This is a genomic window from Bacillus cereus group sp. BfR-BA-01408, from assembly GCF_022663305.1.
Taxonomy (GTDB): domain Bacteria; phylum Bacillota; class Bacilli; order Bacillales; family Bacillaceae_G; genus Bacillus_A; species Bacillus_A pacificus.
Genome location: NZ_JAKUFF010000016.1, coordinates 1 through 15,155, shown reverse-complemented (window position 1 = coordinate 15,155; position 15,155 = coordinate 1). Strand labels below are relative to the sequence as shown.

Sequence of the window (15,155 nt, the reverse complement as noted above, 5' to 3'; positions counted from 1 at the left end):
AACGTGCTGATTGGAAAACGCTTAAATGACCGTTATAAGCTACTGAAAATGATTGGTGGCGGTGGAATGGCCAATGTGTATTTAGCTCATGATGATATACTAGGCCGAGATGTAGCGGTGAAAATATTAAGACTCGACTATTCAAATAACGAAGAGTTTATTAAACGTTTCCATCGAGAAGCGCAGTCTGTTACAACGTTGTCGCATCCAAATATTGTGAATATGTATGATGTCGGAGAAGAAGATGGTATATATTATCTTGTAATGGAGTATGTACCAGGACAAACATTGAAGCAATACATAATTGAGCGAGGGATGTTACCGATAGGAGAAGCTCTTGATATTATGGAGCAGTTAACATCCGCCATGGCACACGCCCATCATTTTGAAATTGTGCACCGCGATATTAAACCGCACAATATTTTAATTCGAGCTGATGGAGTAATAAAAGTAACAGATTTTGGAATTGCGACAGCTACAAGTGCAACAACAATTACACATACAAATTCAGTACTCGGTTCGGTGCATTATTTATCACCAGAACAAGCGCGCGGCGGGATAGCAAATAAACAATCAGATATTTATTCCCTAGGGATTGTTATGTTTGAGTTGTTAACAGGAAGACAACCGTTTTCTGGTGAATCTGCTGTTGCTATAGCTTTAAAACATTTACAAAGTGAAATTCCGTCTCCGAGAAGATGGAATGAACATATTCCGCAAAGTGTCGAAAATATTATATTAAAGGCAACTGCGAAAGATCCGTTTCATCGATATCAATCTGCCAATGCGATGAAACGAGATATTGAAACTGCGCTATATCCAGAGAGGATAAATGAGCAGCCATTTTACATACCGGAAGATATGGAAGCGACAAAAGCGATTCCGATTATTCAACAAGAACAATTATTCGAAAATGTTACTGATGAAACAATTGTTTTAAAAGGAAGTAAAGTGGATGAACAGACAAGAAAAGAAGAAACGGATTTAAATAAGAAGAAAAAACGAAGTAATAAATGGCTCAAAATTTTAATTACAACATTTTTACTTTTAGCGATCGGAATAACGTTAGCCCTTACTGTTATTCCAGGATTCTTTATTCCAAAAGATGTAAAAGTCCCTGATGTGTCTGGTATGAAATATACGACTGCAGTAAATACATTAGTTGAAAAGGGTTTTGAGGTTACGGAACCTAATATTGTATATACAGATGATGTAGAGGTCGGTGGTGTTCTAAAAACAGACCCCGCGGCCGGAAGAGTCGTGAAAGAGAACTCTAAAATTACTATCTATCAATCGGGTGGGAAAAAGAAAAATAAGATGAGTGATCTCACAGGAAAAGATTTTGAGAGCATAAGGTCTGAATTAGAAGAAAAATATAAACAAGTTACAATAAATTATATTGAAAATGATAGACCAAAAGGTGAAATCGTTGAGCAAATTCCGACGCCGGATCAAATGGTAGTAGAGGCGGAACAAGACTTGAAAATTTGGGTAAGTAAGGGTCCATATCAAATTAGACCAGGTGACTTTTCAGGATGGACTGAAAATAGTGTCAATGGTTATTTGAATGAGAGGAAACTAACTCCAGATATAAAACGAGAGTATTCTGATACTGTTGATAAAGGACTTGTAATTTCGCAATCTCCAAAACCAGGAACGCCGTTAAAAGAAGGAGATAAAGTGACGATTGTCATCTCAGAAGGTCCTAAGCCGAAAGTAACGAAAACAGTGAAAGTAGATAATATTTCTATTCCGTATGAGTCTTCTATAATAGGTGAGAAAAAACCGCAAACGATAGAAATTTATAAAGAAGATATGCAACAAAAAATGGATAGACCAATTGAAACTAGAACAATTTCAGAGTCGGCAACTATTTCATTAGAATTTGTAATTCAAGAAGGTACAAAAGGACATTATAAAATTGTACGAGATGGTGTAACGATTATCGACAAAGAAGTACCATATCCAACTCAATAATAATGAATTCCATTTTCTTTTTAGAGAGAATGGAATGTATTACTTCTGCCTGTTATGCTGTCTACATATAGTGGACTGTATAACAGGCAAAAATATATGATTCAAAAAGATATAAAAGTGATACTGTTATAAATAATATTTTAAATTTGATGGTAGATTAAATATATTAATGTGTATATATGACGGGTTTTGAAATCTTTATTTAAAGAATGATAATCCATTCAATATGAATTACAGCTTCACTTTATACAGAATAAAGGAGAATTATATGCCAGAAGGAAAAATTGTAAAAGCTCTAAGTGGATTTTATTATGTGCAGCATGAAGAAGGGATTACACAATGTCGCGGGCGTGGTGTATTTAGAAAAAATAAAATTACACCACTGGTAGGAGACCAAGTTGTTTTTCAGGCTGATAATCCAAGTGAAGGATACGTGCTTGAAGTATTTGATCGAAAAAATGAACTTGTCAGGCCTCCTATTGCTAATGTTGATCAAGCAATTCTTGTTTTTTCAGCAGTAGAACCAGATTTTAATCCGGGACTGTTAGATCGATTTTTAGTGCTGATTGAATATCATAACATTAAGCCGATTATTTGCATTAGTAAGATGGATTTAGTGGATGAAAAAATGAGAGAGACTGTTGAATCTTATGCAAATGACTATCGTGAGATGGGATATGATGTATTATTTACTTCTATAAATACATCGGAAAGTATTGATATTTTAAAACCGTTCTTAGAAGGTTGTGTTTCCGTTGTTGCGGGACAATCTGGTGTTGGAAAATCTTCTATGCTTAACGTCTTACGTCCAGAATTAGAACTGAAAACGAATGATATTTCCTCACATTTAGGACGCGGGAAACATACGACAAGACACGTAGAATTAATTGCGATTGGAAGCGGACTAGTTGCAGATACACCTGGTTTTAGTTCACTCGATTTCATAGATATAGAGGTAGAAGATCTTACATATTGTTTTCCAGAGTTGAAAGAAGCGAGCCAATACTGTAAATTTAGAGGGTGTACACATCTTTCTGAACCGAAATGCGCTGTGAAGGCTGCGGTTGAAGAGGGGAAGATTACAGAATATCGTTATAAGAATTACAAACAATTTGTAGAAGAAATTAGAGAGAGAAAGCCGAGGTATTAGTTATGATTAAAATTGCACCATCGATCTTATCAGCAGATTTTTCAAAATTAGGGGAAGAGATTAAAGATGTAGAAAAAGGCGGAGCGGATTACATTCACGTCGATGTAATGGATGGACATTTCGTACCAAATATTACGATTGGACCATTAATTGTAGAAGCAATTCGTCCGATCACATCGTTACCGTTAGATGTACATTTAATGATTGAAAATCCTGATAACTATATCCCGACTTTCGCAAAAGCGGGAGCGGATATTATTACTGTTCATGTAGAGGCGTGCCCTCATTTACATCGTACAATTCAGTTAATTAAATCTCATGGCATTAAAGCAGGAGTTGTATTAAATCCGCATACGCCAGTTTCAGTGATTGAGCATGTATTAGAAGATATTGATATGGTATTACTTATGACAGTAAACCCTGGATTTGGTGGGCAGAAATTTATCCATTCTGTATTACCGAAAATTAAACAAGTTGCAGAAATGGTTAAAGAGCGCAATCTAGAAGTAGAAATTGAAGTTGATGGTGGTGTAAACGCTGAAACAGCAAGACTTTGTGTAGAAGCAGGAGCAAATGTACTTGTAGCTGGGTCAGCAGTATACAATCAAAAAGACCGCGGTGAAGCAATTCGTGTCATTCGTGGATAATGAATGAACGAGTCTTTATCCCAGTGAATCTTCTAGTGTAGTAAGTTTTCACTATTTATAAAGGATAGAGAAAAAATATGTAAAAAGGCAATCTACCGAATGGCAGATTGCCTTTTTACAATAGAAGGGGAAGGAAACATGATTATTCATATTTTAGCGGGAGGACCTGCGGAATATTGTGCAGATTTTTCTCCATATGAAAATGAGAAAGTAGTGTGGGCGGCAGTTGATAGAGGAGTATATCGTTTATTAAAAAGAGGTATTATTCCTGCTGTTGCGTTTGGAGATTATGACTCGGTTACTGAAGAAGAATTAGCATGGATGGGGCAACAAACAAATGATTTACATATTGTTCCTCGTGAAAAAGATCAAACGGATTTAGAAATTGCGATTAACTGGGCGTTAGAACAAAAGCCGGCACTCATTCGTATTTTTGGTGCTACTGGCGGAAGACTTGATCACGGTTTAGCGAATATACAAATGCTTTTAAAAGGATTAGAAGTAGGAATAGAGATGTGTATTGTAGACAATCAAAATGAAATAAGTGTAAAAAGAGTGGGTACACATATAATTGAAGAAAATAAAAATTTCCCTTATGTATCTTTTGTGCCTGTTACTGAAATAGTGGAAGGGATTACATTACTTGGTTTTAAATATCCTCTAACGAATAAAAAAATAGAGTGGGGATCAACACTTTGTATTAGTAATGAACTCGTTGAGGAAAAAGGTACTTTTTCATTTACTTCTGGCATATTAATGGTGATAAGAAGCACTGATTAAAGAAACAATTTTGCTCCTTACATCATATAGTGACCAAGTGGAGTAATGGGGATTAGGAGGGAAACCATGAGATTTTATACAATTAAGTTACCTAAATTTCTTGGTGGAATTGTTCGTGCCATGTTAAATACCTTCAAAAAAGATTAAAAAAAGCACCTATTACCGGTGCTTTTTCCATTGGTATAGTAAAAAAAGAGCCTAGCGGCTCTTTTTTTTATTATTAAACACGTTCGATTTTGCCAGATTTTAATGCTCTAGCAGAAACGTAAACACGTTGAACTTTTCCGTCGATGCGTACGCGAACTTTTTGAAGGTTAGCGCCCCACTTACGTTTTGTAGCGTTCATTGCGTGAGAACGAGAGTTACCAGAACGAGCTTTTCTTCCAGTAATAGCACAAACACGAGCCATTTATATTTCCCTCCCTTGATACCTTACCATACGTAATTTTTCAATGTTAGTCTTTTATGCGATGCTAAAAACACTACTATAATTTAACACAACTAAAAAGAGAATGCAACACTGTAGAAAAAAGAAATCAAGAAAAATTACTTGACACTATATGTCAATGAAGAAAAGTTGAAATCAAGAAAAATTGCTTGACATATTATAGTGATACATGTTGTATAATAACAATGGACTATTTTGCTCATCATAAAAAAGTGTAGTTTTCAACATAAAATATGAGAGTGAAAAAGAAAGAACGATGGAATTTTCTTTAAAAAGATTATATGATAGTAACTAAAGTAGTCTAACTCACTTTCACCATTTATGAAGGGGGAAAACGAGATGTCAATTGAAATTAAAACGAAGTACGGTCAAATTGATATTAGTACAGATGTAATTGCAACAATTGCTGGAGGTGCCGCGGTAGATTGCTACGGTATCGTAGGTATGGCATCAAAAAATCAGTTAAAAGATGGATTAACAGACATTTTACGAAAAGAAAATTTCACTAGAGGTGTTATTGTTCGTAAAGATGAAGATGAAGTACATATTGATATGTATATTATTGTGAGCTATGGTACGAAAATTTCAGAAGTAGCACATAACGTGCAGACGAAAGTGAAATATACATTAGATCAAACTGTAGGACTAGCAGTAGATTCTGTAAACATCTACGTACAAGGAGTTAAAGTAATAAACTTGTAATGTGCATTAAGGAGGAAAATCTGTGTCAATTCAAAAAATTGATGGAAAACGTTTATCACAAATGATCATTCAAGGAGCGAATAATTTAACAAATAATGTTCAGCTTGTTGATGCATTAAACGTATTTCCAGTTCCAGATGGCGATACCGGTACAAACATGAACTTATCTATGACTTCAGGCGCACGTGAAGTGAAAGCAAATCCTTCACAACATGCTGGTAAAGTCGGCGTAAGTTTAGCCAAAGGATTATTAATGGGAGCTCGTGGTAACTCTGGAGTTATTTTATCTCAGTTGTTCCGTGGTTTCTCGAAATCCATTGAACAAAAAGAAGAATTAACAACAGTTGATTTTGCTGCAGCTTTAGAAGCTGGAGTAGAGGCGGCTTACAAAGCGGTTATGAAACCGATTGAAGGAACGATTTTAACGGTTGCAAGAGAAACGGGTAAATATGCAGTAACAGTTGCGAAAAAACAGCGCGACTTTGTTTTGTTTATGGAAGACGTTGTGAAAGAAGCAAATGCATCGTTAAATCGTACGCCAGATTTATTACCTGTATTAAAACAAGTTGGCGTTGTAGATAGCGGTGGTAAAGGTCTTGTAGTAGTTTACGAAGGATTTTTAGCTGACTTAAAAGGAGAAACGATTTCTTCTGATGCACCTGCCCAACCATCTATGAATGAAATGGTACGCGCAGAACATCACCGTAGTGTACAAAGCCAATTGAGTACAGAAGATATTAAGTATGGATATTGTACGGAGTTCATGGTGAAATTAGAAGCTGATAAAGTGAAAGAACATAATTTCTCTGAACAAAAATTCCGTGAAGATATTAGTGTGTATGGTGATTCACTACTAGTTGTATCTGATGATGAAATTGTAAAAGTTCATATTCATGCAGAGCATCCTGGAGACGCTATGAACTACGGACAACGTTACGGTAGTTTAATCAAGATTAAAGTAGAGAATATGCGTGAACAGCATACTGCTTTATTAGATGAGCCTGCTATGATGCCTGAGCCAACTAGCCAGCCTAAAGAGAAACAACCATATGGTATCGTAACTGTAGCTATGGGATCTGGTATTAAAACTTTATTTGAAAGCATTGGCGCGACGAAAGTTATCGAAGGTGGCCAAACGATGAATCCAAGTACTGAGGATATCGTGAAGGCGATTGAAGAAGCAAACGCTGAAAAAATCATTATTTTACCGAACAACGGGAATATCGTAATGGCAGCAGAACAAGCAGCGTCAGTTGTGGATCAAGAAGTGATTGTAGTTCGTTCAAAAACAGTTCCTCAAGGTATGGCTGCAATGTTAGCATTTAATCCAGTTGGAACGCTAGAGGAAAATGAAGAAAACATGAAAGAAGCTTTATCTCATGTGAAAACAGGTCAAATTACGTATGCTGTACGTGATACGGAAATTGATGGTGTGGCAATTCAAAAAGATGATTTCATGTGTATCGCAGATGGAAAAATCGTATCAACAAATGCTGAAAAAGTAGGAGCTGCGAAGCAATTACTAGAAGCACTAATTGATGAAGATTCTGAAATCGTAACGATTCTACAAGGTGAAGATGCAACTGATGAAGAAGTAGCTGAATTAGTTGAGTTTGTAGAAGAGAATTTTGAAGATGCAGAAGTAGAAGTACATGCTGGAAACCAACCGGTGTATTCTTTCATCTTCTCTGTAGAATAAGAAAAAAATTCGTTTTGAAAATAAATGGATTACTTACTTGCTAATGGATAATAAGTAGTAATATGAAGTTTATTACTAGTTTTTATTCAAAAGGCTAGCATATTGAAGATAAAAAAGAGCCTTGCTGCTAATAGTGAGGCTCTTTTCTTTCGTGTTGTTTATGAGGGATTTGAGTAGTTTCTCTTAGAATGCCTATGATAGAATATATAAGGTGAAAGAGAGCGATTACAGATGTCAATCATGTTAATGGATAATGAATCAAAAAATAATGTGACGGAGCGTGAGAATCTTGAATGAAGTTGTACAAGTTCCTGTTACGGATGTAAAGGGAATCGGAGGAGAAACATCTGAATTACTACACGAGATGGGAATTTATACAGTTTCTCATCTATTAGAACATTTTCCGTACCGTTATGAAGACTATGCGATGAAAGATCTTGCAGAAGTAAAGCATGATGAACGTGTAACAGTTGAGGGAAAAGTTCATAGTGCTCCTTTACTGCAATATTACGGGAAGAAGAAGTCGCGTCTTACGGTTCGTGTCCTCGTAGGTCGTTATTTAATTACAGCTGTATGTTTTAATAGGCCGTACTATAAGCAGAAGTTAAATTTAGATGAAACGGTAACGGTTACTGGAAAATGGGACCAGCATCGTCAAACGATTGCGGTATCAGAACTTCATTTTGGACCGGTTGTACGTCAACAAGAAGTGGAGCCTGTGTACTCAGTGAAAGGGAAACTTACAGTAAAACAGATGCGCCGTTTTATTGCACAAGCGTTAAAGGAGTATGGAGACTCTATAGTTGAAGTGTTACCAGATGGATTGCTAAGTCGGTATAAATTACTGCCACGTTATGAAGCGCTTCGGGCTTTGCATTTTCCATCGGGGCAGGAAGACTTGAAGCAAGCGCGTCGCCGGTTTGTATATGAAGAGTTTTTCTTATTTCAGTTGAAAATGCAAACGTTACGAAAAATGGAGAGGGAAAATTCGAAAGGGACGAAAAAAGAAATTCCTTCAGAAGAATTGCAAGAGTTTATCGATGCACTTCCGTTTCCGTTAACTGGTGCGCAAAGCCGAGTTGTAGATGAAATTATGAAAGATATGACATCTCCTTATCGAATGAATCGTCTGTTGCAAGGTGATGTAGGTTCTGGTAAAACGGTGGTCGCTGCAATTGGTCTTTATGCAGCGAAATTAGCGCATTATCAAGGTGCTTTAATGGTTCCAACAGAAATTTTAGCAGAACAACATTATCAATCGCTCGCAGAGACGTTCTCGCACTTTGGTATGAAGGTTGAATTGTTAACAAGTTCAGTTAAAGGTGTGAGACGCCGAGAGATTTTGGCAAAATTAGAACAAGGAGAAATAGATATCCTTGTTGGAACACATGCTTTAATTCAAGATGAAGTTATCTTTCATAGGTTAGGTCTCGTGATTACTGATGAACAACATCGATTTGGCGTAGCGCAGCGACGAGTTTTACGTGAGAAAGGTGAAAGTCCAGACGTATTATTTATGACAGCGACCCCGATTCCACGTACGTTAGCAATTACTGCATTTGGAGAGATGGATGTTTCTATAATCGATGAGATGCCAGCTGGTAGAAAGGTAATTGAAACATACTGGGCAAAACATGACATGTTAGATCGTGTTCTCGGTTTTGTAGAGAAAGAGATAAAAAAAGGAAGACAAGCATATGTTATTTGTCCTCTAATTGAAGAATCTGAGAAACTTGATGTACAAAATGCAATCGACTTACATAGTATGCTGACTCATCATTATCAGGGGAAATGCCAAGTCGGATTAATGCATGGAAGATTATCATCTCAAGAAAAAGAAGAGATAATGGGGCAATTTAGTGAAAATAAAGTGCAAATTCTTGTGTCGACAACAGTTGTTGAGGTGGGTGTGAACGTACCGAATGCGACTGTAATGGTTATTTATGATGCAGAGCGTTTCGGTTTATCACAGCTTCATCAGCTAAGAGGACGTGTTGGGCGTGGTAGTGAACAATCGTATTGTTTATTAATAGCAGACCCTAAATCAGAAACAGGAAAAGAAAGAATGCGCATAATGACTGAAACAAATGATGGATTTGTATTGTCAGAAAAGGATTTAGAATTACGAGGTCCTGGAGATTTCTTTGGGAGTAAGCAAAGTGGTTTACCAGAATTCAAGGTTGCTGATATGGTACATGATTATCGGGCGCTAGAAACAGCTAGACAAGATGCGGCGTTACTAGTAGATTCAGAAGCGTTTTGGCATAATGATCAATATGCGTCGTTGCGTACGTATCTTGACGGGACAGGTGTGTTCCAGGGAGAGAAGCTCGATTAAAGGGAGGCAACAAAAGTTTTTGTTGCATTCTACTTTTAATGATTATATACTACTGTTAGTACCTAGTCATAAAAATGGATGGTGCGGTATGAAAAAAAGAAGAAGTAAAAAAGAAAGACAAGAATTATTACAACAAACGATAGAAACGAATCCTTTTATTACGGATGAAGATTTAGCAGAAAAATTTCAAGTGAGTATACAAACCGTACGTCTTGATCGTATGGAATTATCTATTCCTGAATTAAGAGAAAGAATTAAACATGTAGCTACAAAGCAACATGAAGAAGATGTGAAATCTTTACCGTTAGAAGAGGTTGTCGGAGAGATTATTGATATAGAATTAGATAGACATGCGATTTCTATTTTTGAAGTGAAGGTAGAACACGTATTTAAAAGAAATCAAATTGCCCGTGGGCATCATTTGTTTGCACAAGCAAACTCACTAGCTGTTGCAGTTATTGATGAAGAATTAGCTTTAACTGCAAAGTCTACCATTCGATACATTCGTCCTGTAAAATTAGGAGAGCGTGTTGTTGCAAAAGCGCGCGTGGAAGATGTAGAGAATGATAAAGGGCGGACGGTTGTCAAAGTGCGTAGCTTTGTTGGAGAAGAACTTGTTTTTACAGGCACTTTTGAAATGTATCGATCTAGTAATTATAGTGAGGAAGGTAACAACTTATGAAAATCGCAATAGATGCAATGGGCGGCGATCATGCTCCAAAGGCTGTCGTACTAGGAGCAATGAAAGCTATTAAGGAATATTCTGATTTACATATTACGTTAGTGGGGAAAGAAGAGGAAATTCGTCAATACTTAACGAGTGAAGAACGAATTACTATACTTCATACAGACGAAAAAATTGAATCGACAGATGAACCAGTAAGAGCGGTTCGTCGAAAAAAACAAGCTTCAATGGTACTTGCGGCGCAGCAAGTGAAAGACGGTGTAGCGGATGCTTGTATATCAGCTGGTAGTACAGGAGCTTTAATGGCGGCTGGATTGTTTGTTGTAGGTCGTATGGAAGGAATTGAGCGACCAGCTTTATCCCCTACAATGCCAACTGTTGATGGAGAAGGTTTTGTTATGTTAGATGTTGGAGCGAACGTTGATGCAAAACCGATTCATTTATATCAATATGCAGTAATGGGATCTGTATATGCTGAGAAAGTAAGAGGAATTAAAAATCCTCGCGTTGGACTTTTAAACGTTGGAACAGAAGATGGTAAAGGTAACGAGCTTTCAAAACAAGTCTTTGCAATGCTTAAAGATGCCCCAATTAATTTCGTTGGGAACGTTGAATCAAGAGATTTATTGCAAGGTGTAGCAGATGTTGTTGTATGTGATGGTTTTACAGGGAATGTAGCACTGAAATCATTAGAAGGAACAGCACTTGCATTATTCTCTATGTTAAAAGAGCAGTTAATGAGTTCGTTTACGAGCAAATTAGCAGCAGCGGTATTAAAGCCAAAACTTATGGTATTAAAAGATAAAATGGATTATTCGGAGTATGGAGGAGCGGCATTATTTGGATTGAAGGCTCCTGTCATTAAGGCTCACGGTTCTTCCAATGACCAATCGATATTTAGTGCGATTCGTCAAACGAGAGAAATGGTAGCGAAAGAAGTTATTCCTACTATTTCAAGCGTAATGGAGAAAGAGCCACTCCAATAAGAGGAGGATTTGAAATGGGAAAACTAGCATTTCTTTTTCCGGGCCAAGGTTCACAGGCAGTTGGAATGGGTAAACAGTTAGCAGAGAATAATAAAGAGGTTGCAAATGTATTTGCAAAAGCAGATGAGGTGTTGCAAGACTCACTTTCAGAAGTGATTTTTGAAGGGCCGCAGGAAAAGCTTACGTTAACAACAAATGCGCAACCTGCTTTATTAACGACGAGTTTTGCTATTTTGACAGCTTTAAAAGAGTATGATATTACACCAGACTTTGTCGCAGGGCATAGTTTAGGTGAGTATAGCGCTCTTGTAGCAGCGGGTGCATTAACTTTTGAGGATGCAGTATATGCTGTAAGGAAACGTGGGGAATATATGGAAGAAGCTGTTCCTGGCGGAGAAGGTGCAATGGCGGCTATTTTAGGTGCTGATCCACATATGCTGAAACAAGTTACAGAAGAAGTAACAAGTGAAGGACATGCAGTACAAATTGCTAATATGAATAGTACGAAGCAAATTGTGATTTCTGGAACAAAGCAAGGAGTCGAGATTGCTTCTCAAAGAGCGAAAGAAAATGGTGCAAAGAGAGCAATTCCGCTTAAAGTAAGTGGACCGTTTCACTCTGCGCTTATGAAGCCAGCGGCGGAGAAATTCCAAAGTGTCTTAAATGAAATTACAATTCAAGATACGAATATTCCGGTAATCGCAAATGTAACAGCAGACGTTATTACAAGTGGTGCACATATTCAAGAAAAGTTAATCGAGCAGCTCTATTCGCCTGTCTTATGGTATCCATCCATTGAATATATGGTGAGTCAAGGGGTAGATACATTTATTGAGATTGGACCTGGGAAAGTACTTGCTGGACTTATGAAGTCAATTGATTCATCAGTGAAAGCATACGCGATATACGATGAAGAGACATTACAAGATACCATTTCGAATTTGAGAGGAGAAAGTTGATGTTAAAAGGGAAAGTAGCATTAGTAACGGGTGCTTCACGTGGAATTGGTCGTGCAATTGCGATTGATTTAGCAAAACAAGGGGCAAATGTTGTAGTAAATTATGCTGGTAACGAGCAAAAGGCAAATGAAGTAGTTGATGAAATAAAGAAATTAGGTTCGGATGCAATTGCAGTAAGAGCAGATGTTGCAAATGCTGAAGACGTTACAAATATGGTGAAACAAACTGTAGATGTATTTGGACAAGTTGATATTCTTGTAAATAATGCAGGTGTAACAAAAGATAATTTATTAATGCGTATGAAAGAAGAAGAATGGGATACAGTTATTAATACAAACCTAAAAGGTGTATTCTTATGTACAAAGGCAGTATCTCGATATATGATGCGTCAACGTCATGGACGTATTGTAAATATCGCTTCTGTTGTCGGAGTAACGGGAAACCCAGGACAAGCAAACTATGTTGCTGCTAAAGCGGGTGTAATCGGATTAACAAAAACATCAGCAAAAGAGCTAGCAAGCCGCAATATTACTGTAAATGCAATTGCTCCTGGATTTATTGCGACAGATATGACAGACGTATTAGATGAAAATATAAAAGCTGAAATGTTAAAATTAATTCCTGCGGCTCAGTTTGGTGAAGCGCAAGATATCGCAAATGCTGTAACGTTTTTTGCTTCTGATCAAAGCAAATATATTACAGGTCAAACGTTAAATGTTGATGGCGGTATGGTAATGTAATAAAAGAATCGATTTCAGCTAGTTTTTTTGGACAATATTTAATATAATATTTGAGGGGAGGTGAATGGAATGGCAGATGTTTTAGAGCGTGTAACAAAAATTATCGTTGATCGTTTAGGAGTAGAAGAAACAGAAGTAGTACCAGCTGCAAGCTTCAAGGAAGATTTAGGAGCAGACTCCCTAGATGTAGTAGAACTTGTAATGCAATTAGAAGACGAATTCGAAATGGAAATTTCTGATGAAGATGCTGAAAAGATTGCTACTGTTGGCGATGCTGTGACTTACATAGAGAGTCATCTATAATGCTTGAATGAAGTCCCGTTTTTTAGCGGGGCTTCTCGGCTTATATCTGGAGGGACCTATGCCGTACCGTAAATATAGAGAAAAAAAATACGAAACAAAATATCGTGAAGCGTTTAAAGTATTTCAAGAAAAAATAGGTATTACGTTTACAGATGAAAAATTATTGATTCAAGCATTTACGCATTCATCGTATGTGAATGAGCATCGAAAAAAACCGCATGAAGACAATGAGCGTCTCGAATTCCTTGGAGATGCAGTATTGGAACTTACTGTATCGCAGTATCTGTTTCAAAAATATCCGACAATGAGCGAAGGAGAGTTAACAAAACTACGTGCAGCTATTGTATGTGAACCATCTCTTGTTCGTTTTGCAAACGAGTTGTCATTTGGTAGCCTAGTTTTATTAGGAAAAGGTGAGGAAATGACAGGCGGACGTGAACGACCAGCTTTATTAGCGGATGTCTTTGAAGCGTTTATTGGTGCCCTTTATCTTGATCAAGGGCTAGAAACAGTATGGGGCTTCTTAAAAGAAATTGTATACCCTAAAATTAATGAAGGTGCTTTTTCTCATGTGATGGATTATAAGAGTCAATTACAAGAGTTGATTCAGCGTGATGGTAGTGGCAATATTGAGTATCAAATTTTGCAAGAAAAAGGACCGGCTCACAATCGAGAATTTGTGTCACGTGTTACGTTAAATAACGTGGCCTTAGGTCTTGGTAGTGGCAAGTCGAAAAAAGAAGCAGAGCAACAAGCTGCTGCAGAAGCGTTGAAAAAGTTAAAAGAACAACTATAAGGAATCCCCCTTTGAATGAGGGGGATTCCTTGTGCATAGAATGAAACTTTCCTTTCGTTTATAAATGTAAGGAAATGAAATCCGTATAATCGTTTGTTTTTGTATAAACAACATTTATAGCAACGGAGAATAGGAGGAAGGCCTTTCGTGTTTTTAAAAAGATTAGAAATAGCGGGATTTAAGTCTTTTGCTGAGCGTGTATCTGTCGATTTTGTCCCAGGTGTAACGTCTGTAGTAGGACCTAATGGAAGCGGGAAAAGTAATATTACTGATGCCATTCGTTGGGTACTTGGTGAACAATCGGCAAAATCATTACGTGGTGCAAAGATGGAAGATATTATTTTTGCAGGTAGTGATACGAGAAGAGCGGTTAATGTTGCTGAAGTAACATTAACTTTAAATAATGAAGATCAACGTTTACCGATTGAATATAATGAGGTGTGTGTAACGCGTCGTGTATCTCGTTCTGGTGATAGTGATTTTTATATTAATAAACAATCATGCAGGTTGAAAGATATTATCGATTTATTTATGGACTCTGGTATGGGAAGAGAAGCTTTTTCGATTATTAGCCAGGGGAAAGTTGAAGAAATTTTAAGTAGTAAATCAGAAGAACGTCGTGGGGTATTTGAAGAAGCGGCGGGAGTGCTGAAATACAAACTTCGTAAAAAGAAAGCTGAAGGTAAATTAGCAGACACACAAGAAAACTTAAATCGTGTACAAGATATAATTCACGAATTAAGTAGTCAAGTAGAACCTTTAGAAAGACAAGCTTCTATTGCAAAGGATTATCTCGAGAAAAAAGAAGAATTAGAGAAAGTAGAAGCGGCGCTTATTGTACATGAAATTGAAGAATTACATGAGAAATGGGAAGCGCTTCGAAATCAGTTTGGGCATAATAAAAACGAAGAAGCGAAAATGTCAACGCATTTACAAAAAGGTGAA

Annotated in this window: 16 protein-coding genes; 15 read left to right on the top strand and 1 reads right to left on the bottom strand. The window is 37.0% G+C overall.

The window, feature by feature from the left end; translation table 11 throughout:
- The first annotated feature begins 3 nt into the window (after positions 1-3).
- The 5 genes from prkC (at position 4) to spoVM (ending at position 4,701) form a co-directional block, all read left to right on the top strand.
- Positions 4-1,977: a serine/threonine protein kinase PrkC gene (gene prkC / locus MR083_RS10000; protein ID WP_000904767.1), complete on the top strand. Its 1,974-nt coding sequence runs from the start codon at positions 4-6 to the stop codon at positions 1,975-1,977.
- Positions 1,978-2,245: 268 nt separating this feature from the next.
- Positions 2,246-3,127 carry a ribosome small subunit-dependent GTPase A gene (rsgA, locus tag MR083_RS09995; RefSeq protein WP_001113936.1) on the top strand — a complete coding sequence of 294 codons (882 nt, stop codon included), beginning with the start codon at positions 2,246-2,248 and terminating at the stop codon, positions 3,125-3,127.
- A 2-nt stretch (positions 3,128-3,129) separates the two neighbouring features.
- On the top strand, positions 3,130-3,774 hold the full coding sequence (gene rpe, locus MR083_RS09990; RefSeq protein WP_000589966.1) for a ribulose-phosphate 3-epimerase: 645 nt from the start codon (positions 3,130-3,132) through the stop codon (positions 3,772-3,774).
- Positions 3,775-3,873: 99 nt separating this feature from the next.
- A complete protein-coding gene (locus MR083_RS09985; RefSeq protein ID WP_029141182.1) occupies positions 3,874-4,554 on the top strand; it encodes a thiamine diphosphokinase in 681 nt (226 codons plus the stop codon).
- Positions 4,555-4,620: 66 nt separating this feature from the next.
- Entirely contained in the window at positions 4,621-4,701 is an 81-nt protein-coding gene (gene spoVM, locus MR083_RS09980; RefSeq protein ID WP_001213599.1) for a stage V sporulation protein SpoVM, read from the top strand.
- 73 nt (positions 4,702-4,774) lie between these two features.
- Here spoVM and rpmB read toward each other — a convergent pair whose 3' ends face one another.
- Complete coding sequence (gene rpmB / locus MR083_RS09975) at positions 4,775-4,963, bottom strand: 50S ribosomal protein L28 (RefSeq protein WP_000124776.1); 189 nt, start codon at positions 4,961-4,963, stop codon at positions 4,775-4,777.
- Positions 4,964-5,341: 378 nt separating this feature from the next.
- On the opposite strand from rpmB, the gene MR083_RS09970 reads away from it, so the two are divergent.
- From MR083_RS09970 to MR083_RS09925, 10 genes are all read left to right on the top strand, one after another.
- Positions 5,342-5,704 carry an Asp23/Gls24 family envelope stress response protein gene (locus tag MR083_RS09970; RefSeq protein ID WP_000021109.1) on the top strand — a complete coding sequence of 121 codons (363 nt, stop codon included), beginning with the start codon at positions 5,342-5,344 and terminating at the stop codon, positions 5,702-5,704.
- 22 nt (positions 5,705-5,726) lie between these two features.
- A complete protein-coding gene (locus tag MR083_RS09965; protein ID WP_000027110.1) occupies positions 5,727-7,403 on the top strand; it encodes a DAK2 domain-containing protein in 1,677 nt (558 codons plus the stop codon).
- Positions 7,404-7,692: 289 nt separating this feature from the next.
- Positions 7,693-9,741, top strand: a complete 2,049-nt coding sequence (gene recG / locus MR083_RS09960) for an ATP-dependent DNA helicase RecG (RefSeq protein WP_001006888.1) — start codon at positions 7,693-7,695, stop codon at positions 9,739-9,741.
- An 88-nt stretch (positions 9,742-9,829) separates the two neighbouring features.
- Positions 9,830-10,423 (top strand): transcription factor FapR, encoded by a 594-nt coding sequence (gene fapR / locus MR083_RS09955; protein WP_000747352.1) that lies wholly within the window; start codon positions 9,830-9,832, stop codon positions 10,421-10,423.
- Positions 10,420-11,412, top strand: coding sequence for a phosphate acyltransferase PlsX (gene plsX, locus MR083_RS09950; protein WP_000684108.1), 993 nt, complete (start codon positions 10,420-10,422; stop codon positions 11,410-11,412). Before fapR ends, plsX begins: the two co-directional genes overlap by 4 nt.
- A gap of 14 nt (positions 11,413-11,426) precedes the next feature.
- Positions 11,427-12,371, top strand: a complete 945-nt coding sequence (gene fabD / locus MR083_RS09945) for an ACP S-malonyltransferase (RefSeq protein WP_000516950.1) — start codon at positions 11,427-11,429, stop codon at positions 12,369-12,371.
- Entirely contained in the window at positions 12,371-13,111 is a 741-nt protein-coding gene (fabG, locus tag MR083_RS09940) for a 3-oxoacyl-[acyl-carrier-protein] reductase (protein ID WP_000911784.1), read from the top strand. The genes fabD and fabG overlap by 1 nt, the downstream gene beginning before the upstream one ends.
- Before the next feature lie 69 nt (positions 13,112-13,180).
- Positions 13,181-13,414 carry an acyl carrier protein gene (gene acpP / locus MR083_RS09935; protein ID WP_000786062.1) on the top strand — a complete coding sequence of 78 codons (234 nt, stop codon included), beginning with the start codon at positions 13,181-13,183 and terminating at the stop codon, positions 13,412-13,414.
- A 58-nt stretch (positions 13,415-13,472) separates the two neighbouring features.
- On the top strand, positions 13,473-14,210 hold the full coding sequence (gene rncS / locus MR083_RS09930) for a ribonuclease III (RefSeq protein WP_001146876.1): 738 nt from the start codon (positions 13,473-13,475) through the stop codon (positions 14,208-14,210).
- 147 nt (positions 14,211-14,357) lie between these two features.
- A partial coding sequence (locus MR083_RS09925; protein ID WP_242269125.1) for a chromosome segregation SMC family protein occupies positions 14,358-15,155 on the top strand: 798 nt, incomplete at its 3' end.